At 35.3% G+C, this 21776-nt stretch carries 15 protein-coding genes; 7 read left to right on the top strand and 8 right to left on the bottom strand.

Translation table 11 applies throughout. The features are described from left to right. Positions 1 to 921 precede the first annotated feature (921 nt). The 5 genes from CKF58_RS04515 (at position 922) to CKF58_RS04495 (ending at position 6500) form a co-directional block, all read left to right on the top strand. Entirely contained in the window at positions 922 to 2163 is a 1242-nt protein-coding gene (locus CKF58_RS04515; protein WP_119531409.1) for a chloride channel protein, read from the top strand. A 307-nt stretch (positions 2164 to 2470) separates the two neighbouring features. Next, complete coding sequence (locus CKF58_RS04510; protein ID WP_119531407.1) at positions 2471 to 3691, top strand: hypothetical protein; 1221 nt, start codon at positions 2471 to 2473, stop codon at positions 3689 to 3691. Then, a complete protein-coding gene (locus tag CKF58_RS04505) occupies positions 3681 to 4031 on the top strand; it encodes a hypothetical protein (protein ID WP_119531405.1) in 351 nt (116 codons plus the stop codon). Before CKF58_RS04510 ends, CKF58_RS04505 begins: the two co-directional genes overlap by 11 nt. A 715-nt stretch (positions 4032 to 4746) precedes the next feature. Beyond that, entirely contained in the window at positions 4747 to 5874 is a 1128-nt protein-coding gene (locus tag CKF58_RS04500) for a hypothetical protein (RefSeq protein WP_119531403.1), read from the top strand. Between the two features lie 17 nt (positions 5875 to 5891). Then, entirely contained in the window at positions 5892 to 6500 is a 609-nt protein-coding gene (locus CKF58_RS04495) for a hypothetical protein (RefSeq protein ID WP_119531401.1), read from the top strand. A gap of 234 nt (positions 6501 to 6734) precedes the next feature. Here the strand turns inward: CKF58_RS04495 and CKF58_RS04490 are convergent, their stop codons facing one another. The 3 genes from CKF58_RS04490 to CKF58_RS04480 all read right to left on the bottom strand — a co-directional run bounded on the left by CKF58_RS04490 (position 6735) and on the right by CKF58_RS04480 (position 11339). Beyond that, a complete protein-coding gene (locus CKF58_RS04490) occupies positions 6735 to 7514 on the bottom strand; it encodes a hypothetical protein (protein WP_119531399.1) in 780 nt (259 codons plus the stop codon). A gap of 1094 nt (positions 7515 to 8608) precedes the next feature. Beyond that, the gene (locus CKF58_RS04485) at positions 8609 to 9076 is read right to left on the bottom strand and encodes a hypothetical protein (protein WP_119531397.1); all 468 of its coding nucleotides are present in this window, start codon (positions 9074 to 9076) and stop codon (positions 8609 to 8611) included. 574 nt (positions 9077 to 9650) lie between these two features. Further along, entirely contained in the window at positions 9651 to 11339 is a 1689-nt protein-coding gene (locus tag CKF58_RS04480; RefSeq protein ID WP_119531395.1) for a type I restriction-modification system subunit M, read from the bottom strand. Positions 11340 to 11737: 398 nt separating this feature from the next. On the opposite strand from CKF58_RS04480, the gene CKF58_RS08395 reads away from it, so the two are divergent. Further along, the gene (locus CKF58_RS08395; protein ID WP_222987703.1) at positions 11738 to 11887 is read left to right on the top strand and encodes a hypothetical protein; all 150 of its coding nucleotides are present in this window, start codon (positions 11738 to 11740) and stop codon (positions 11885 to 11887) included. Between the two features lie 422 nt (positions 11888 to 12309). On the opposite strand, the gene CKF58_RS04475 is transcribed toward CKF58_RS08395, so the two are convergent. The 5 genes from CKF58_RS04475 to CKF58_RS04460 all read right to left on the bottom strand — a co-directional run bounded on the left by CKF58_RS04475 (position 12310) and on the right by CKF58_RS04460 (position 17165). Further along, positions 12310 to 12774: a hypothetical protein gene (locus tag CKF58_RS04475; protein ID WP_119531393.1), complete on the bottom strand. Its 465-nt coding sequence runs from the start codon at positions 12772 to 12774 to the stop codon at positions 12310 to 12312. Positions 12775 to 12912: 138 nt separating this feature from the next. Further along, the gene (locus CKF58_RS04470) at positions 12913 to 13359 is read right to left on the bottom strand and encodes a hypothetical protein (RefSeq protein WP_119531391.1); all 447 of its coding nucleotides are present in this window, start codon (positions 13357 to 13359) and stop codon (positions 12913 to 12915) included. Positions 13360 to 14648: 1289 nt separating this feature from the next. Continuing rightward, positions 14649 to 14903, bottom strand: a complete 255-nt coding sequence (locus CKF58_RS08585; protein ID WP_245959239.1) for an alpha/beta hydrolase — start codon at positions 14901 to 14903, stop codon at positions 14649 to 14651. 9 nt (positions 14904 to 14912) lie between these two features. After that, complete coding sequence (locus CKF58_RS04465; RefSeq protein ID WP_245959238.1) at positions 14913 to 15695, bottom strand: alpha/beta hydrolase; 783 nt, start codon at positions 15693 to 15695, stop codon at positions 14913 to 14915. A 387-nt stretch (positions 15696 to 16082) separates the two neighbouring features. After that, the gene (locus CKF58_RS04460) at positions 16083 to 17165 is read right to left on the bottom strand and encodes an alpha/beta hydrolase (RefSeq protein WP_119531389.1); all 1083 of its coding nucleotides are present in this window, start codon (positions 17163 to 17165) and stop codon (positions 16083 to 16085) included. A gap of 3129 nt (positions 17166 to 20294) precedes the next feature. Here CKF58_RS04460 and CKF58_RS04455 point away from each other — a divergent pair. Further along, on the top strand, positions 20295 to 21269 hold the full coding sequence (locus tag CKF58_RS04455; protein WP_119531387.1) for an aldo/keto reductase: 975 nt from the start codon (positions 20295 to 20297) through the stop codon (positions 21267 to 21269). Positions 21270 to 21776: the final 507 nt, after the last annotated feature.

Genomic DNA, 21776 nt, shown 5'->3' with positions numbered 1-21776 from the left:
CTATTATAGAGGAGATAATAAAAGAGATAAATATGCTTTCTCGCATAAGACTTGTGAATGAAAGTTAATAATCACTTGTAAATAATTTAAGCCTTAAATATAAAAGCTTGTAGCAACAAGTAGCTACTTATAGGTGATTACTTGTTTATTCCTGCTATTTTAGCCACATTGTCATAATCACTCTAAGCTTTATTTAAGCTTAAAAAGTTATTTAAAGCTAAGATTTATGATTTATGGTTAAAGATTATAACCGAAAATTTTATCTATTATCTGATTATTATTTCTTTACACTCACAAATAATTAAATCTTTATTGCGCTTGACTAAAGTAATTATAGGGTAAGATTTTAGAAAAATCAATAAGTGAGCACTCACTCAATTATGAATTTTTACTTATTTCTTAACCTAAAATAAGCACTTTTTAGCCTTTAGCAGCTCGTTTTTCATTAAAAATAACTAACTTAAGAAAAAAGTTTATTTTTGTCCTTTTGTCGCCGTAAAAAACCTCGTAAATTAGTGCAACTATTTGCTGCCTAGTATGCTCCTAATCATCAGCTATATCGAGTTTAAGCTGTGAGAAAAAATAAATTATCTGCTTTTTTAATTACAGATAGGCATATAATATAAGCCGTTTTTAATACTGGATCTGATCCATATATTATGGGATTGGATTGTCTAGGACAAGTTTTTAGCTTAAACTTCAACGAGTTAGTTTTATCTTGATATCTCTAGAGCTAGTGCTTTATCTAATTCAACTCGTTGTTAGTTAATGTTCTTATGAACTAAAAAAGAAGTAATACACTTAAACAGAAAAGTGATCGATCCTCCATAAATAGAAAGGATATTCTACACAGTAGAAAAGTGATACCACATTTTCTGCTCATAGCTAAATAACTTGTCTTGCACGTTAAGATAGATTTATATGATGAACACAACATTTTCTGCCAAATTGCGTTTAGTTTTAGCAATTATCTTTATTGGCGTGGTTGCTGGTCTTGGTGCAGCATTCTTAAGTTGGTTAATTCACCAAGTAGAACACTTAGTTTTTGGGCATAGCGAAAGTGAGTTTCGTATTGTTACAGATGGGACAACTTGGCAACAACGTTTACTCGGCTTAACCATTGGTGGGGTAGTAATCGGGATTCTCTGGGCTTGCTTACAAATGTTTGGACGTGCCATTGTTGGGATTAATGGCATGATTAAAGGTAAAAAAGCTCCGATGCCAGAAAACATTGCCCACTCACTATTACAGATCTTTGCTGTAGGGGTTGGTGCTCCGGTAGGTCGTGAAGTTGCACCTCGTGAAATTGGTGCTCTATTTGCAGGCACTATTGCTGATAAGCTAAAAATCGATGCGCAAATGCGCTCGATCTTAGTAGCTTGTGGGGCTGCGGCAGGTCTAGCTGGGGTGTATCACGTACCTTTTGCTGGAACGATTTTTGCTCTTGAGATTTTAATTGGTGTAATTAATGTTCCTTATGCCATTATTGCTTTAAGTATTTCGGTGATTGCGACCTTTGTAGCGCGTATTACTGTTTCAGCTGAAACTTTCTACCTAATTCCGCAAATTTCAGGTACGGCTGAACATATTATGTGGGCAGCTATTTTAGGTTTACTAGTAGGTATTCCTGCTAAAGTATTCCGCTTACAAGTTAAATGGGCTGAAAGTACACGCTTTAGTAAAAAACACTTATTCTGGGCATTACCTCTAGGCTTTATTATTTCAGGGATTGTGGCTATTTGGTTACCACAAATCCTTGGTAATGGTCGTTCAACTGCACAAACCGCTTACTGGGCAAGCGTTAGCCTTGGCGTATGTATTTCGCTATTTATCGCTAAATGGTTAACTGTATTAGTTACTTTAAAAGCCGGAGCTTACGGTGGAACATTAACTCCAGGTTTAGCTATTGGTGCTATTCTTGGTACGTCGCTTGGTATGATTTTCCACTTCTGGTTTCCAAGTATGGACGTGGTAATGGCTGCTCTAGTTTGTTCAGCTGCTTTCCTTGCGGTTTCAATGAACGCGCCATTTACTGCTTTTGCTCTAACGATTGGTTTTACAGGGCAAAGTTTTGATGCATATTTACCAATGCTAGTATGTATTTGTATGGCATATGCAAGTGCAAGCTTAATTGGTAATAAACCAACTGCTAGTGCTAGTTAAGAGCTAAGCGATAATAGCTAGAATAAACTTTTGCAGATTGCACACAGCATACAACAATGTGAATTTTCACAAAAGCTAAAACGGACCTTCAGGGTCCGTTTTTCTTTTGCCTCTACTATCTACTCTACCATTCAAGTTTCAGTAAAAGCGGTCTGCAGACAATTTTTAGCATAAAAACCGTCCTCTTAGCTTTATTTCTCATAGTTCTAGCGCTATAATGAAATTATAGGATTATTCCTAAAAAAAAGGATTTTTCTTCGGCTTCTATGCTTGCATTAAGCATGGTTTTACTTTGCAGGATATTATTATGTCAACTTCTACGCACCAAATTGTCGAACTGCAACCTTTCTCATCACAAGAAACAGTTGAAGCTGTAGCTAAATATTTAGTAGTGGCTGCCGGTCAAGCACCAGCTGTACTCGTGGCTTTAGCTGCAAGTTTTCCGGGATATTTTCATACATCTAATGCCCAAGACAAACTGAGCTTAGAGCAAAGTAATATGCTATGGCAAAGAATTGGGCAAGCTGATGCTATGTTTACCCAAAATGCCCAAGCTACCATGTTCTTTACGATGCTAACACAAGATGCCATTGCTTACACTAAACGTTTCCCGCGTTTAGCCACGGTAGGTAAACTCTTAGCGCATGTATGGGCACAACAAGCTGGTAAAATTTACAATCAAGCCTATCAAGCTGATATCGAAGGTAATTATTTTGACTGGTCATTACGCTACGACGCAGGTTTAAGTCCAGATGAAGTACATAGCCAATTACAAGACCTAAAACGTAATCCAGCTGATTACTTCTCTAAACCTCTAACCCAAAAAGCCAACCTCTGGAATTATTGGGGAAGTTTAGATAATAAATATACTGACTTTAGTGGAGCTATTTGGCATTGCCTAACTACTAATCTTGAACAAGGTCCACGCCTCCATGAAAAAACTTGGTCGGACTATGCTTCAAAACTAGGTTTTGTTGGTACTTTAAAAGGTATTGATCTACTTTATCAATTTGCTCTGGTAAAACACTTTGGCGTGAATGAGAAAAAAGTAACCGGACAGATTACTGATCCAGAACTACGTGCCAAAGTAACTACAGCTCTGTTAAATACTCTATACTACTTTATCGAGCATCAAGCAGATATTCGTTTCTTAACCAGTTTAGGTTACAGTTACCGTCATACAGACGATCAAACTGCTATCTCTTTACTCCTAAGCGGCTTAAGCCCAAAACAACAAGTGTTTGTGCACCAACTCACTACCCAATTACGCAAACAAGAATTGGATCTTGCTGCCTTAGTAGCTGATATTGAACACAATGCTGGAGTAAAAGCAGAGTATCATCAACTCTTAGCTTCTCTTGAAGAACAATTACGTCCGAGTGCTTCCTTAGCTGCGACTAATTTAGGTACGAGCGCTTTTGAAGCTGAGCAAGTTGACACTAAAGCTTTAGAGCGCTTAGTGTTCTTAGGTCTACCACAAGTGAAAACGGTGCGCTTAACAGCGCCTTCAGCCAGGAATGACCAGTAGTAACGAGCATACTGGCAAACCTCTAAACTCGCTGCAAAGCAACCAAAGTTCTAAAATTACATCAACAGCACAAACCTCTACAACCACTAGCTCTACACAAACATCTAAACAGCAGGCAACTAAGCAAGTGCCGGTGAGATCTGAAGTAGATGCTGAACAAGAACATCAAGTGCAATATCGCCAAAAATATCAGGCGAAACATGATGTTTCGGATATCCCAGCACGGTATAAAATTGCCCGTGAGGATATGTGGTTAGTGTTTATTCTCTTGGTGATTTTAGTAGCTATTGGTGGTTACGCTTGTTATCTACTCTTTGTAAAAATCTTTAGTGCCAGATAACTGCTAACTTAAAGAAAAGTATGGGTTACAACTTACACTTAAAGTTGTAATATTTGTAATCTCTTTTAGCGTAAAACAGTCATCCTCGTGATGGCTGTTTTGCGTTTTGGGTTTTGCGTTTAGATTTGAGCCTACCGCAGTTTCTGCATTTAGGTTTTGGGTTTTAGGTTTAGTGATCGGGTTTTACATTTCGGTTTGTCTTTCTGTTTTGTGTTTAGGCTTTGTGCTTAGGTTTTGCATTGAATAATCTAGCCATCTGTAATGTGTCTTCTTTTGTAGACAACCTACCCCAAAATCTAAATAATCCCTAAAATTCAAACCCTTAGATCATTTACCCTTGTTGATCGCTAAAAAATCCCTATATACAATAAGTTAGTAACGCGAGATTTTTATCTCCTTACGTAGATTTTTCTAAGCAAGAAGAAACGCTTGTTTTATAATTAAAAGGTAAGTTTCGGGAGTTTTTGTTCCTTAAGCTTACAAATATCTCTACAGCATCGTATGTTGGTTGCATGATTAATAGTTAATTTGGTAGTTCTGCTAAGATCTCTTAAGAGACTAAGCGCTATACTTATCTCTTTGCTACTATGAGTAGAAAGTAGATACCGCAGCGTAATGTGAACTAAATCATCGCTCGTATTACAGAAGTACTAGAACTACAACATAACAACCATCAAGCATCCCAACATCCAACCTAAGATATCGCAATTACTTTATGGCACTTAAATTTACTCTTAACTTTTTATCGTCGCCGATAAAAAATACCCTCCTCTCAGCTGGTTTAATGCTAACTTTAGGCATGCCACAAGTAATGGCTGCTCCAGCAAACAAGAATACCCAAAACACAGACGCAGGTCCAAAATTCAGTTTACCTTTTGTTCCTTTAGATACACAGTTAAGTAAACCTGCGGTTAATATTCTTAACAACGTAAGATTTTTTGATGTAAATCCTAAAGCTAAAGGTTACAACGCTCGAGGTTATATCAATCCTCAATCTAATCCAGATCAATATCCATTTAGTGCTGCTTTTAATTCGGACGCACGCTATGAACCATTACACCAAATGATGGTAATTTACTATCAAGGGTTGTACGATTACTTATCAAAAAATCGCGTAGCTAAAGATCCGGCTAAATTCTTATTAGGCGCTTTAGATCTTATGGTGCCTTATGATCTTAGCAATAAAGGTAAAGTTTACCGTCAAGCTGCCGAGCAAGCACTCTTAGCTGTTACTCCAGCTAAAGTAAAACTTAATCCGGCTGATGGTTACTTACTTAAAGACTTTATCCTTACGGCTTATACTTCACAAATGATGGGCTATTGTAATATTAACCACAAGTGGGCATTACAACCAAGCTATTGTCGTGGGGCTGCCATTATGAGTATTATTCTGACTAATGGCTTTAAAACTGGACAAGGTTACTTCCGTCGTTTAGGCTTCTTAGCACAAATCCCGCAAGAAATGGATTACCTCAACGATGAACAAAAATTAGCAGCTTTTGGGACAATTATTCCAGTTCTTGCTACTAACCAAGAAACGTTCAGTCGTTTAGTTGGTTTTACTATGGATTTTGGAGATCAAGTAAAACAAGCTTTAAGTAATACTAATCTTACTTTAGGGCAAGAGACAAACTCTAAACTACAGTTTACTGATCCTCAAGCTAAACCTGCTGACGACAGCAACCAATCTAATCCAGAGGATAGTAATCCTAGTCAACAAAATAATACCTCTGAAGATAGTTCGGCTGACGCAACTAAGAATCCTAGTACAGAAGACACTGACTCTAAACCTACAGTTGCCAATCCAGAACAAAACCCTCAACCTAGTAACCCGAAAAAATAATTGCCGGAGATTGCCAAATGAAATTTACCACTAAATTCTTAGCAACTGCGGCATTAGCCGTAGCCACTGTCATACCTAGTGCACAAGCGAAAGTACAATACACTTACAACGCAGTCGAGCGTAATGTAATGTTACAAGCTTGGCAACTAGCTAATTCTTTAGGTGCATATGCTGGTAAGGATATGACTTTAGGGCAGTTCTTTACCGCTCTAAGTAAATTACCTTACGCTAATAAACTTAGCTTACATATTGAGCCTAACGGACAGTTACAAACGACCATAAATATCTCGGAAATTTTAGATTTTGCGAAACAGTACTGTGTTGCTGATGATAAAGGCAATATTGATTTTTATAATCATGCATGTGTACACGTTTTAACTATTGTGGCAATACGTAATGCTATGAGTGCGAATAATATTGCACAATACTATGATGTAGCTTATCTCTATCAACAAGCAGCTGCTACTAAAAATAGGAAAAATCTTAAAGCACTCGAGAAATACAAAATCACTAGCTTTAATGATATTCAAGCCAGCCAAGAAACTCTTGATCAGCTGCAATTAAGTGATATTCTACGTCAAAACTATAACATTCACTTAATTCCTAATAAAAAAGTTAGCAAATAACTAGCGCAAAGCTAAACAATGCAAAGCATAAACAATGCAAAACTAAAGCATTAACTAAAACCCCAATGTTAATACGTTGGGGTTTTAGTTTTTGTTTTGGTTTCTCACTTTGTGGAGTAGTACTTTGTTTTACTCAGATCTATACCACAAAGTTTAACCCCGCAACTTTGTGCGGGGTTAAACAACAACTTAGCTTATGTTTTGCTAGCTGGCTTGTTTATCTAGCTGTCTAGCTTATTTACCAGCATTAGCCGGTGGAGCTGGAGGTGGATCACCTTGTGGACCGCCTGATGGAGGCATGCCTACAGTTACACTTAAACCTAGATTTTGTAGCATCATATTAATTTGCGCTACGGTAAAAGCTTTAGCTGCGTAAACAATTACGTCACCAGCCATATACATCATATTAGCGGCTGCGTTATTCGCGCCTGGCATTTCCACTACTTGACGACCATTCTCTTGGTATAAACGACCTGTGAACTTAGCTTGTACTTTAGTAGGGTTATCCATATGAGCAGTTTTTACAGGTTGCCCAGCAGGTGCAAAAGGTTTACTTACCGCTTGCCCTTGAATTGGCTGAAAGCCGCCTTGGCTAGGTTGAACATGCGCATTTTGCTCGCCAGATTTTGCCCCAGTAGGCGCTTGGCTATTGTTGGCAGCATGAGCATGATTAGCATTTTTACCAGTTTGTTGAACATGTGATGGTTGAGCTTGTTTGCCTGTACCAGGTTGCGCATTTGGTTGAGCTTTATTGCCATTGCCTTGGTTACCATTACCGTTGTTTGGTTTGTTGGTATTTGGTTTAGCTTGTGTTGGCTTACCATTATTTGGTTGTGATGGCTGCCCATTATTATTTGGCTGCGTACTTGGTTGGCTTGTTGGATAAGGATAAGTAGTTGGGCTACTATTGGTATTGGTTGTAGTTGTGCCATTCGCAAATGCTGAAGCTAAACTACAACTTAAAGCAGCTACTACTGCAGTTAATACGGTGATTTTGGATTTAAAATTTACCATTTTGCCTCCCGAAGGGGGTAAAAGAATATAGACATCTTCCTCTTGGTCTTACGATTCGACTACTACAGGGCTGTAAAATTAAAAGCTAGCTATTAATGCTATTGCTGTAAGTAGCGCAGCCGTTTGGTAGAGCTATATTGATAATTCTTGTACGTAAATCTATACCTTATTTTTTTTAGATAACCATGTTTTGTGGTGTATCACTATTTTGCAAAGATTTACTGCTCATCCAGATAAGAAGAGATAAAAACCATAACCTAGCAAAGATTTATAAATGTATACTTGCCATTTCTCGGCTAAACTACTATAAAACTAAGCTAATACTATTCACCTATCTAAGCCTTGTGCTATTCATCTACCTAAGCCTTATGCTGTTCTAGCTAACAGACAACGTAAACTTACGTAAACGTAAATTAAAGATAAGTTATAGATAAGAAAAACTTAGCTAGAAAAGCTTTACTTGTCCGCAGACAAGTTTGTGCTTAAGAATGCTTAAGTATTCTTAATAAGACTTAAGCATATTAATCTCAAAAAATGTACATGATATTCTTACTTAGATATCAAATTGGTTATATGGACATAGAAGTAAGTTTTTAAGACTTCCTGACTACTTATTTTTTCTGGAGATAAGTACAGACTTAAAAAGCTAACTCTATGAACTCTCTTATCTTTAGTGCTACAAAGCACATAAGAGTTTTAGGTACAAGTTTCCAAAATTCAACACACATTTTACTAGAAAGCGCAAAAATAAGGTAAAAAAATATCCCCAAGGCATGATCACTTACCTCATACCTCTGGGGACATTCAGACAATTTCTTACTTTATTTTAGTTTTTTCATTATACGCAAATTTACGGTAAAAATTGGCAATTTCTCATAAATTTTTCATATTCTTTACTTAGAATTTGCGCAGAGTTAGTGGAAGACACTAATCCTTACTACGAAGCCGATAAAAATCTTCTTATTTCTTGCAGAGTTAATTCTTTACAGACCTCTATCAAAGCGACAGCTATCAAAGTCGCTTCTTCTCTATGGGGAGTATGTAAAAAGTGCAAAAACTTAATTTAATTTGCAACTTGCATTAACTTGGAGAGCTTAGTTACCCTGCTGTGGAGCTTGTTGTGAGTTTGGAGCTTGGTGGCTACGTTTTGCAGAGTGTTGTTTATTACTCGTAGTACCTTTACCACTTACACGTGCATCAATCCCTAATTTAGCTAAAGAAGCATTGATTTGTTCAACTGTTGCTTGTTGTGGAGCATATACTTTCATGCCATTACTTGCTGTGTATACGCTTTTCTTGCCTTTAGTTGAATTGCTAATGATAACAATACGGTTATCATCTTTTTGGTAAAGTTTAGCTGTAAATGATTGATTTTGTGCAACTACATTTACTGATTTTACGAGTGTGCTTTCAGCTCTACGTTCGTGAGTTTGGCTTTGACTTGTGTGGTTAGCTGGTTGTTGTGCTGGAGCAGTATTTGCCCAAGCGAATGAACATAAACTTAAACCTGCAGTTGCAGCCAATAATAATTTGCGTAATGCTTTGTTTGCTAATTTAGTCATCATGAATTCCTTAGAGTGATAAGTTTTGAGTGTTAATTAGTTAATAGTTAATTAGCTAATAGTTAATTCGTTTGATTATTCTGATTAATGTAGGGAAGCTTTGGCAGCTTACTTAAGCTTAGGTAAGCTTGGTTGCTATTTGTCTACAAAAGAATTTTTAAGCAAAGGTAATTTACCTATACGAATGCTCTGAGTAATATTAAATTTGTAAAGGCTCAAATATGACTTTTCAAGTTAGAGTTAGGTTTATGTTGTTTTACGTCTGGTATATGTTCGTCCTACATCTAGTTTATATTAGTCCTATATCTGGTTGATGTTCGTTAATTTTGAGCTTATATGTCCTAGATTTATGATCCGTTTGTATCATTTTTGGGGTACAGCTAAACACACTTTATTTAAATTTGGACAAAAAATTAGCTGCTACCGCAGAAGTAACAGCTATAAGTTCTTTTGTTCAATTTAAAAAATTGTTTGCAATGATTAAGTAGATTTAAGATTTCCTTATTAAGGAGCATATCTAAAACTACAATCTTTAATCGTTAGCTACAGTCGATTTAAAAACACAGATATGTTTTTACTCTTTTGCTGCAATAATTGCTTCTACATCAACTCCGAGATCTTTTAACTGTTCATTGATTTGTTGTTCAATATCAGCTAAACGTAGTTTAGTAGCATGAATATCACGAATCACTTGTTCTAAATCAATTGGCTCTTCTTCCTCAAAAGTATCAACATAACGAGGAATATTTAACGTGAAGTCGTTCTCTTTTAACGTTTCAAACGAAACTAGAGCCGAGTATTTATCTACACTTGCTCGTTTTAAGTAAGTATCGATAATACGTTCAATAGCCGATTCTGGTAAAAGATTTTGTTTTTTCCCTTTCTCGAAGTCTTTAGACGCATCGATAAAGAGAACATCTTTATTTTTACCACGATCTTTACGTAAAACAATAATTACGGTTGGAATAGTTGTCGCAAAGAAAAGATTTTTTGGTAAGCCAATTACGGCATCGATGTAGTTTTTCTCGATTAAGCAACGACGAATTACTCCCTCATCACCACCACGGAATAATACCCCGTGAGGTAAAACTACGGCAAATTTCCCGTTATCTGCAAGGTGATATAACGAATGTAGCACGAACGCAAAGTCAGCATAAGTTTTTGGAGCTGGTCTACCATATTCAGCAAAACGAGGGTCCTCTAAACGTCCGGTCGGATCCCAATGAGCTGAGTAAGGTGGGTTAGAAACAATTGCATCAAACTTTTGTGGCTCATGTTTGCTAGTTAACGGCCAATCTGTATCCAGCGTATCGGCATTGTTTAAGTGGATATTAGCTAACTCAACGTTATGCATCATTAGGTTCATGCGTGCAAGGCTGTAGGTAGTTTGATTAAGCTCTTGCCCGTAGAAATGTACAGGTACACTCGTTTGGCTTTTGGTTTTTGCTGCTAATTGTACTTTTTCAAACTCATCTTGTACGGTTAAGAGTAATGATCCAGAACCACAAGTTGGGTCGTAAATATTAAACGCTTGTTCTTGTTTTTTACTTCCCTGTAAACGTTTAGCCGTAAGATCAGAGGTAACAATTTTAGCTAGAACGCGAGAAACATTGTGCGGGGTATAGAACTCACCTGCTTTTTTCCCCATATTCTCAGCAAAGAGTTTGATTTGGTTTTCGTAGATATCACCTAAGAGATCGCGTTTATCATCCGAACGATACTCTAAATCATTAATCAGAAGTACTAGATCCGATAAAAGTTTAGTACGAGCGGCAGCAGTTGCTCCTAAACGATTAGAGTTGGCATCTATGTCATTGAAAATATCTTTTAGAGCTTCGGCATTAGCTTTAACCGTTGGCTCTATATCTGCTACTAGATTTACTTGCGCAGTTAAATCTCTAAAGTTTTTAAACATCTCCGCAAAAAGATCTGCTTGGGCTGTCGCTTCTTGCACCGCGGCAATAATTTTTTTCCAAGCAAACTTGGGAGCGATTAGATAACCAATTTGCGTATACACTTGAGAAATAAAAGCATGATCCTGGATTAAATCAGCATACTCACTCTCATATTGCTCATAACTAATACCTAGTTCTGGTAGTTTTTCTTCGAAACGCTCTGAAAGATAGCGATAGAAAAGTAAGCCCAGAATATAGTTTTTATACTCTGAAGCATCCATTGAACCACGTAGTTTATTGGCAATTTTCCATAATTGCGAGCTTTGATCTTGGATTTGTTTTTGTTCTGCTTGGTTATACTTAGCCATGTTTTCTCCGCAAGCTACTATTGCTTTAAGCTGGGTTAAAGTAAGGATATTCGATATTACGAGAGTGAGGTATATAACCTTAACTCTTGTTTACTCCAAGGCATCTATATCTAGTATAGAGCTCTGTATGTAAAATGTGATGCCCCTATTATAACAAGCACTCACCCTCTAAGCTCTTAAAATCATGTTTAATGCCTCGATACGCGTAAAATCCCTATACATATACGACAAAAACAAGCAATGAGGATAAAACTTACCAGATAAACAGACTAAATGCTATCTCTTTCTTTATTTCTATCTTTATTTCTATCTTTACGTGTAGTGTCTTACTTTTTGTAGTATCTCCTAAGCATAAAGTTGAAGCTCTGTCTCAGTAGAGTTAAAGTAGCGTGTGATATGTGGTACATGCATGGGGTGCGATAGTGCAGGAATACGGTAATGCAGGAATACAGGAGTGCGGTAGTACAGTGTGCAGTAATGCTGGAGTGCGTGCGGTAAACCACAAAAACAAAAAAACCTCAGCTTTAGCTGAGGTTACAACAACTTAACTTATTTACAGCAAGAAATTAAACCTTAGTTTAACTCCTTGTAGGACTGGTTTATGAAAAACCACTTTTGAGAAATAACAACACTAATTTCTCACCCTTGATGTTAATTTTCTGCCTTAACAGCAAGCGTGAACAATTAGTTAGCTCTTAATTCTTTAGGTATTATAACGAGAAATTTCGCACTATGCAAGTAATTTCGGCTAATTTTGCCAAAAACATGCACTTTGTTAAGTTGTAAGAGTAAGGTTTGTCTAAATTTTATTGCTGATTTTTAACCCGAGCAACCAAAATTAAAGGGCTAGAATCTTGATTTCTAGCCCTAAAATTATGCTGCCAACTTTATCGGCTAACTAATTAGCTATTTTGCGTTTATAGTTAGGTCTTGGCAATATTCTGTACTTTAAATCTTGGCTAGCTAATGATTAACGTACGCTTGTGTCAACGCGTAAGTAAGTATCGATGTATTCGTGTGCATAAATTGAGTTTTCCATTTGGAAAGGTTTTGCACCTACTGCTTGCATGATTTCGCCTTGATTTAAGCTTGTAGTCATGTTTAAAGCTTTAAAGATATGGTTTGCTTGTTGCGCTGTAATGTCACGTGATACGTAAACTACTTGTCCGTCTTGCGTTACTACTTTGTGTGTAGCATTTGGGAAAGCATTAGTTGACATAGACACGCTACCGTCAGCATTGATTTTACCTGTAATAATTAAGTTTACTTGCGTGTATTGTACTTGTTTACCAGCTTGTGCGTGTTGAGCTGGAGCTTTATTAGTGTATTCAATGCGATCGGTTGGTTGTACTTCACTTGCGTAAGCAGTAGTGTACATTGCACCAGATGTTAAAGCTAAAATTAAACTTGCTAATACTTTAGTTGTTGTTTTCATAAGAGTCCTGTTTGTGTTTGCTGTTGTTTGTTTTAGTTGTTATTTGTTTGCTTAGTTATGAGTTTGTAACTCATTTATGTACTTACTACAGAGAGCGGCTAGCTACCTGATTTTTTCAAAAAGATTTTCTTTATCTGATTAGAATGGACGACTATCTAAATGACGACCAGTACGGTAGAAGATTTTGTTATCTTCTTTATCAATGTTTTGTTGTTTAGCTGATTGATGTGCCATCACTTGTTCATCAGTAATAATTGCTGTTACTTCTAAACGTGAGAACATGTCGTTAATTTGATCAGCTTTTAAGCTTGGTGAAGCATAAACTACTAAACCATCACCTAAGTTGTATCTTACATTAGCTTTAGCATTACCTTCTTGTAATACTACCACTTGTTTATTACCTTGTACGTAAAGAGAACCTTGAATGTTACTTACAGTCACAGTGCGAGCTGCTGTAGCATTAGTTGCAGGTTGAGTTACAGGTACACGGTCATTAGCATTAAAGTCAGCGGCGTTCGCTGCATTAACTGCCATTAAACTAGTTGAAGCTAATAAAATTAAAGATAAAGTTTTAATTGCTTTCATAAAATGTCCTTGCTGTGTTTTTTAAGTTGTGTTGTTTAATTTAAGTGTTAAGTTGTATAAGTTATAAGTTGTATTTTTAATACGCTATTGCGTATTTGTAGGTAAGACAAAATTATTTTTTAATCGTTTGTTGTCTTGCCGAATTATTTATAGGGTAAAAGTTTTTTCTTTCAAGTAAAAAAAAAATTAACTTTTTCCTAAATCATAATTTCTATGCCTTAAACTCTATGATTTTAGCGTTTAAGTTGTAAATGCTGTCCACAACTAGAAAGTAAAATTTATCAATAAAAACAAGATAATTTTAATGCTAGATCCGCAAGCTAATAAGCACAACGGGAACTTTCTAGTTGTAGAGCAACCAATTTGTACTTTCTTTTCCTGTGCATATTATACAGCGGAAATTAATTAAATGCAATAGTTAAGTGAGTACTCACTCAATAATATTTTTAGCTATGCTTAATTATCAAGCGCTTACAACTAAAAATAATTTTAATTTTTCTAAATCTTTAGTTTTGGACTCATATTTAGATAATTTTATAGTTTTAAAATCATCTGCAATGAGAGTATTTTTAGTAGCTTTAATTGTATGTTGTCTGCTTGATGCTTTAGAGCGTTGTTGATCTACAGCATTGCAAATTTACAGCTTTTAGATTTAGATTTAGATTTTAGTTTGAGCTTTGAGCTTTGAGCTTTGAGCTTTGAGCTTTGAGCTTTGAGCTTTGAGCTTTGGCTCATTGTAAAAAAATCCCCTAGTAGTTACTAGAGGATCAAAAACTTAACTTAACTTTAACTTTTACGCTCTCAAAGAGTCATAAAAATCTGTCTTCCTAATAGAAAAATTTCTTATTAAGATCTTGGTACAGCACCAAGCAATAAAACTCGGATCAAAGTCTTATTGGTATCTAGAGTTTATTAAGTCAGGTATTTGTAATTATTTAGCAGGATTACGAATGAAAATATACAATGCTGTCTATGTGTTTTTAGTTTATGAGGATTAGAGTTTGTTGTTTTTCTAATCTTGCTGTGCCTATTATAGGTAAGGATTAGGAAAAGATAAATATGCTTTTATTCATAAAACTATTAACTAAAATTCATTAATCAGAATTAATTATTGCTTAAAACTTACTTAATCCGCATTAAAGAAGCTTATAAATCAAGCTTCTCTTATGATTAAGGTTAAGGGAAAAAGTAACTGCAGTTACTTTTTCGACAACCTTAAGATTAATCAAGTTAGATTAAAATGGTTGAACTTACTTAAGTAAAGATTATCTATATAACACGCAACACAATTATTTATTGTGCAGTTTAGTGTTGAAGAAATTAGCAAATTTCTCTAGTGGTAGTTGTCCTGAAGCAGTATCGTATAAACCAGCATGATTTGCACCAGGGACAATAACTAATTCTTTATCTTTACTGCCAACTAATTTAAAAGCATCTTCAGCAAAGTAACGTGAGTGTGCTTTTTCTCCAGCTAACACTAAAGTAGGAACTTGGATCTCATTAGCAAATGACATTAAACGTACATTCATTAAGTTTAGTGGCATAGCTTCAGTCTAGATACCATTAGAGTTAATTGAGCGTGGGTGATAGCCACGCTGTGGATTACGATAGTAATCTGCAAACTCTTGCGTTACCGGATCAAGACTAGTCGCACCCATAGGTACATCTTTTAAGTTACCGTAGTTCTCTACTTCTCCTTTATCATTAAAGCCATAAGCATAAGATGAGTAAGAGATTTTCCCTTGTTGAGCATCAGCAGTACGTGAAGCGGCAATGTGTTGTTTAATTTTAATGCGTTGTTCACTATTTAACAGATCATGTCCTGGACCAACTCCAAAACCAGCAGCTCGCGCCATGTCATACATTACACTCGTAGCTACAGCTTTTACGCGTGGATCTAGTGCCGCATCATTAAGTGCAAAGCCACCGAAACCATAAATTCCTAAGAATCCGATCTTCTCTGCATCTACTTGCGGTAAGGTTGTGAGAAAATCTACAGCTGCACTAAAGTCCTCTGTAAAAATATCAGCTGAACCTGAGTGACGCGGAAAACCACCAGACTCTCCTGTATATGATGGATCAAAAGCTAAAGCTACTAAGCCTTGAGTTGCTAAGTAATGCGCATATAAGCCCGAACTCTGTTCTTTAACTGCTCCGAACGGACCACTTACAGCAACTGCTGCTAGTTTTTTACCTTGGGCATTTTTGGGGATATATAAATCAGCTACAAGAGTAATCCCAAAACGATTTACAAAGTTAACTTTACGATGTACAACTTCTTGTGATAACTCAAAAGTTTTATCCCACTCTTTTACCATTGAAATTGGCGCTTGCACTGTTGCTTGACTGTTTACAGGGATATTTTGCAGCGTGAATTTTTGGCTCGCAACATTAATATTTAAGGGAGCGGAAGTATGAATATTACCGGTAACGGCAAAAGCTGAACCTGCAACAAACGTACCTAAAGAAAGAGTTGTGATAAGTGGTCTAACTAATTTTTTTTACTTGCATATTAAATCCTGAAGAAAATAAGAGGATCAAGCAACAAGAGAACTATATTGAATATGGTGTCTTGTTGCTTTTGGTGTACTGTGACTCATTGTTATCGAAAAAAGAGTCATCAGGTATAAGGCTGTATCTAAAATCTACACATTATTTTTTCAGACAACAAATTAAGATATTGCTACGGCTCTAAATTATTTATTGTTACTTCCTTTGAACTATTACTTTAGAGCTTGTATAAAGAAACTCGCAAACTTCTCTAAAGGTAAAAGTCCGTTTGCTGTGTCATATAAACCTGCATGATCTGCACCAGCAACAATTACTAATTCTTTTTGTGCTGTACCTACATGACGGTAAGCATCTTCGGCAAAGTAACGTGAATGTGCAAATTCACCAGTTAGAATTAACGTTGGTACGTTAATTTCATCCGCAAAACTTAAAATGCGGCTATTCATCATCCCTAAAGGCATAGTAGCTTGCCATTTACCATTAGAGTTAATTGAACGTGGATGATAACCACGTTGTGGATTACGATAGTAATCTGCAAACTCTTGGATTACTGGATTACCTAAGTCCTGTGCATTAAATGGAATCTCAGTAAGATCACCTACACGGCTCACTTGGTTACCTTCAAAGACGTAGTTATATGAAGCATAACTATAAGCATTAGCTGCGTAATCAGCCGTTCTTTGCGCAGCAAGGAATTGTTTTAAAGCTTGACGTTGTGCTGGAGTAAGAACATCACGACTAGGTCCAACCCCAAAGCCCATAGCACGTGTCATGTCATACATAACGCTCGTTGCTACTGCTTTAATGCGCGGATCCATAGCTGCCGCATTTAAAGCAAAACCACCTAGACCACAGATACCTAGAACACCTATACGCTCTGGATTAACTTGCTCTAGAGTAGTTAAGAAGTCAACAGCTGCACTAAAGTCTTCCGTAAAGACATCAGCCGATGACATGCCACGAGGATAACCACCAGATTCTCCGGTATATGAATTATCAAAAGCTAAAGTAACTAAACCTTGAGTAGCTAAATAGTGAGCATAGAGACCTGAACTTTGTTCTTTTACTGCTCCAAACGGTCCACTAACTGCAACTGCTGCTAAGCTACGATTGGTCGCAGCATTTTTAGGTAAGTAGACATCAGCTACTAAGGCAATACCGAATTTATTTACAAAGCTCACTTTACGATGCGTTATTTGCAGATCTAGAGTAAAAGTTTTATCCCAAGTACTTTCCATGCTTACAGGAGATTGAACTTGTGGTTGGTTTGTTGGTTCGATGTTTACTAGTGTCATATTTTTTCTCTTAAAAGTTAAAGTTAGGTTGTTGTTTTTGTTTTAAGGATTGATATAAGTTGTTGTTTTAAGGATTGTTGTTGCTTGAGCTAAAACTATTGCTCAAGCTGGCTGCAGTGCGGTTAAGAACTTTGTAGAAGTTTAGAAATTTAAAAGTTCATTACTTATCTTTGAGTAAGTAACTACTTAAATTTCTCTGGTTCTTAACTTTCTGAGTTCATTATAGAATTTTAAGATTATTAACTGAATAGCAACTTATGAACAAGACTTTCAACTTTTACTCCATAATACAGACGTAAAAAAAGACAGTCCGAAGACTGCCTTTGCGAATTAAGATCAGATGTTGCTTAGATTTCTCTAAGGATGTTTAAGGTAAATATTTTTTAAGATTTAAGCAGCGTGAATATTTGGACACACTGCCGCAATTACTAATAAAGTAAATACGATTTCAGGAATTCTGGTGTTGTTAATTAGTTTTTTAAACATAGTTCCTCCTTTGTGAAACCATGGTTGTTTTGTTGTGTTGTTAGTTGTGTTTAAAAGTTGTTATGTTTGCTTGTGTTGTTAATTGAGTTGTTAGTTGAGTTTAAAGTTGCGTTAAAAGTTGTTATGTTTGTTGTGTTTAGTTATTTTAAAAATTTTAAGTTGTTTTCAAAGTTTGTTACTTAAAGTACGTTGTTTGTTACTAGCTTGTACTTTGCATGTATAGACTAAAGAATTGCTAAAAAGAGATTGATTAAGAAATAATCATTTGATTGTATTTGCCTTGCAAAAATCTACTTCAAGCACTAGTCACATAATCCTCTCTTTCATGTGTATAACCTGTAAAGTCTAATGTACGCAACTACATTCCTATGACTTACTGTTATGTAGATCTAGTGCTCAAAATAGATCGTCTACACTTGCCCAGCCATAACTTTAGATAATATATGGCGCTATAAATTGTATGTTTATCGCCATAACATAAATAAATTATTTATGATCTAAAGCTATGCGCTGTGTTACTAATAGTATAGGGGTAGTCAAGTAGTAATTCAAAACAAAAATAAACAAACTGTTTAATAATAAACAATGTGTTTAGTTTTTGTTTAAAAACGATTAAAAAATAACTAGTTTCATAAACTACCTTGCGTCTCTTGCGTTTGTTTTTTCCTCCAAGAAAGGAGCAATATTGCTTAGGTAAATATAGATTAAGTCAATACATTTTGGGTCAGTATAACTTGTATCAATACTGCTAGATCAATACAGTTTAGGTTGAAATAGCTTAGATTGAAATCGCTTAGATTGATATAGCTTAGCTCAAGTACTGAGATAGTAAGTATGTAGACCAAAACAGTGACACCGTATACTTTTGCAAAATACTACAAAGAAATGCTAAACCACAAAGCAATACGCTGCAATTAACAAAATCCAGACAAAATAAGAGCTTGGAGAAGTAATACGTCTCCAAGCTCAATTTATATCAAAGCTTTTTAAAAATGGAAGAATTTTAGTGAGTTACAGCTAGTACCACTAACGTAAGACCTACTAATTTAGCTACTGCATCACTTTTTAAAAATTTTTTCATCTTGATCCTATAGTTATTGAACTTTATTGCTAGTCCTAGACTGGCAAAAGGTTCTTAAGAAGTTATTGATTGTTTTACCTGCTCATTATAAACAAGCGCGTAAATTTGATAAAGATGAAAACATTCACTATCTTGTTGAGTTTAATTCAACAATAAAAAAACCTCCAGCATTTGCTGAAGGTTAAAATCATAATAATATAAAGGAGTATTAATATGAAAATAATGAATAATAAATGAATTAAATAAAAGAGTTGAGAATACTCGTCTATAAAGGATTAATTTTACTTGCACATCGCACAGCAAAATTATTACTAAATCAACAAAGACATAATTAAGCGTTTATGCAGTTTGCATTAAGGTAAGCACAGAAAACATTAGGTTGATCCTAAGTTCTCTCCTAAAGCAAACTTAAATTGTTGATCTTAGTTACCTTTATAGGCAAGGATATATGCAATAGATTGAAAGTTAATCTTGCCTATTAACTTTTAATTTGTATCTAGAAAATCTGTATATTAGTGTTGACCTGTTACAGCTAGTACAACTAGTGCCAATCCTACTAGTTGCGCCACTACAGTGCTATTTAATAATTTTTTCATATTTTTTAGTCGAGTAAGTTAAGAAGTGTTTACTAAATTTTATCTTTAAGGGCTGCCACCCTTAAATATAAATGGGGGATATTAACTACTCTCTGCCAAGAGCTAGCTAATAAGATACATCATGATCCATTTGAACCTAAATTCTAAATTAGAACTTTAGCTTCTTATTTGATCTATATATTAGACAAGCGTTTTTGCTAAAAGTTGCAAAAATTTTCTCATTTTTTTCAAAAAACTTTTTAGCAATTTTATAACCAGCTTGGCAGCTTGCTTTATGTCTTTGTTATATCTTTTAGACCAATAATTGGCTCATAAAGTTTTATCGCTATAAGTGCAATTAGCTTAAAATCTACATAAACCCATGATAAATAGACTTAAATTTTTCCTATCATTTGCAACCATTGCTCTTTAACGTAAAGTAAAGCTTCTACGTATTGCCATATCTCAATTAAGACCTACTCATCATTTCTTACTATAAATACTACTATTTACTTAATTAAAAGTTAGTTACACCTATCAATAAATTTTTAATCTTAATAGATTGTAAAGCAAAGAACTTCAAACAGAGTATCTCAAACTGAGCATATCAAAAATATAGAAACTGCTAGGTAAAAATTCTCAAAGCTTATTTGTGCCTTATATTCATATTTGTGCCTTACATTCACAATTGAATTACTTGATTACATATTTATCAGTAAACAATAGTCCTCTATAATGAGCTTACAAACGTAGGGAAAACGAAAAAAATTATCTCTAAGTAAGAGACAAGTAAATAATACAAGCATAAGATAAGCGACAAGCACAAAACAAGCAATTATTATTTATTACCAACCTCTTACTGCAGATATAGCTTATTAGTTAACCATTGTCATAATAATATTGTCCTATACCTTAGTAAGGTCAAACCCATGGCAATCCTTACAGGATTGCCATGGGTTTAACTTAACAAACAACAAAGGAAATTTTATGTCTACTCAAACACAAACAACTTACACTTTATCTTCTTTACCTAAAGTAGCTTTTGGGACATGGTCTTGGGGGTCTGGTTTTAGAGGTGGTGATAATATTTTTGGTAATAACTTAAGTGCAGAACAAATGCACGAAGTTTTTAAAACTGCTCTTGAGCAAGGCTTTAATCTTTGGGATACAGCTTATGCTTATGGTTTAGGTTCATCTGAACAAGCTTTACGTCAAGCTGCACAAAATTATGCTCGTCATGAACTTATTCTTTCAACTAAATTCACTCCGCAATTAGCAGATAATTCAACAACTCCAGTTGCCCATAGCTTTGCAACTAGTGCGCAAAACTTAGCTACAGATTATCTAGATTTCTATTGGATTCACAACTCTTATAACTTTGGTAAATGGACAGATGAAGCAATTGCTTTATTAAAAGCCGGTAAAGTTAAATACGTTGGAGTTTCGAATCACAACCTTGAACAAATTAAACAAATCGATGCAGCTTTACAAGCTGAAGGCTTTAGAGTTTCAGCTGTACAAAATCACTTTAGTCTACTATTCCGTAATTCTGATCACACTGGGATTTTAGATTACTGTAAAGAGCAAGGTATTCCATTCTTTGCTTACATGGTACTCGAACAAGGTGCTTTATCAGGTCGATATAATGTAAACAATCCTTTACCAGCAGATTCATTACGTGGACAAACCTACAATAAAGCTTTACCACAACTAGAAACTTTAACCAACCGCATGGCTCAAATCGGTGAAAAATACCAATTAAGCACGGCGCAAGTTGCGATTGCTTATGCTATTACTAAAGGTACTCTACCTTTAATTGGAGCAACTAAACCTTATCATGTAACTGAAGCTATAGCAGCAAGTAAAGTACAACTTACGCTACAAGAAGTAGCAGAGTTAGAAGCATTAGCTGATGCTACAGGGGTTGATACTACTGGTGGTTGGGAAGCAATTGAAAATTAATTTAAGAAATTCTCGATAATAAATTAGAAAGGAGTTAGCAATGCTAACTCCTTTTATTTTTACCTATCTAGCGTTAATCCAGATAACTTCTTGCTAAATTCCTATCCATAGGCATAAAAAAATCGCTATATCCACATATTCTCGAGTTAAAATGGCAACAGCTTAAGCTAAATAAAAAACAAGGTAATTTAATTTATGAATGCAAATCTAGAAAACAATAACCAGCAATCTGAAAACACTCAGCTAGAAAAAACAAAGTAGACACTGCAACCACTGTTGTAAAAGGCAATTCCAGCATCTTCAAAAGTATCTTTAAAGTCTTATTTCTCGTGCTTAAATGCTTTTACATTCTTTATACGATTGTTTTTCCTGAAAGGATTAGAAAATACTTCAGATTATAAACTTACATTAAGTAATCAACTCTTATTCTTGAGCGTAGCCAACCTTACAAATAAAGTCTACTAATTTTTCGAACAAAATAACTTTTAAAAATGCAAAAGAGTAGCT

Source organism: Psittacicella hinzii (assembly GCF_003585935.1).
Taxonomy (GTDB): domain Bacteria; phylum Pseudomonadota; class Gammaproteobacteria; order Enterobacterales; family Psittacicellaceae; genus Psittacicella; species Psittacicella hinzii.
Note: the sequence above shows the minus strand (reverse complement) of the source record. Positions and strands in the feature narration are given on the sequence as shown.

Coding starts and splice junctions, on each gene's coding strand:
- CKF58_RS04515 (WP_119531409.1), top strand. CDS start 922: ATGATGAACACAACATTTTCTGCCAAATTGCGTTTAGTTTTAGCAATT.
- CKF58_RS04510 (WP_119531407.1), top strand. CDS start 2,471: ATGTCAACTTCTACGCACCAAATTGTCGAACTGCAACCTTTCTCATCA.
- CKF58_RS04505 (WP_119531405.1), top strand. CDS start 3,681: ATGACCAGTAGTAACGAGCATACTGGCAAACCTCTAAACTCGCTGCAA.
- CKF58_RS04500 (WP_119531403.1), top strand. CDS start 4,747: ATGGCACTTAAATTTACTCTTAACTTTTTATCGTCGCCGATAAAAAAT.
- CKF58_RS04495 (WP_119531401.1), top strand. CDS start 5,892: ATGAAATTTACCACTAAATTCTTAGCAACTGCGGCATTAGCCGTAGCC.
- CKF58_RS04490 (WP_119531399.1), bottom strand. CDS start 7,514: ATGGTAAATTTTAAATCCAAAATCACCGTATTAACTGCAGTAGTAGCT.
- CKF58_RS04485 (WP_119531397.1), bottom strand. CDS start 9,076: ATGACTAAATTAGCAAACAAAGCATTACGCAAATTATTATTGGCTGCA.
- CKF58_RS04480 (WP_119531395.1), bottom strand. CDS start 11,339: ATGGCTAAGTATAACCAAGCAGAACAAAAACAAATCCAAGATCAAAGC.
- CKF58_RS04475 (WP_119531393.1), bottom strand. CDS start 12,774: ATGAAAACAACAACTAAAGTATTAGCAAGTTTAATTTTAGCTTTAACA.
- CKF58_RS04470 (WP_119531391.1), bottom strand. CDS start 13,359: ATGAAAGCAATTAAAACTTTATCTTTAATTTTATTAGCTTCAACTAGT.
- CKF58_RS08585 (WP_245959239.1), bottom strand. CDS start 14,903: ATGCCACTAAACTTAATGAATGTACGTTTAATGTCATTTGCTAATGAG.
- CKF58_RS04460 (WP_119531389.1), bottom strand. CDS start 17,165: ATGACACTAGTAAACATCGAACCAACAAACCAACCACAAGTTCAATCT.
- CKF58_RS04455 (WP_119531387.1), top strand. CDS start 20,295: ATGTCTACTCAAACACAAACAACTTACACTTTATCTTCTTTACCTAAA.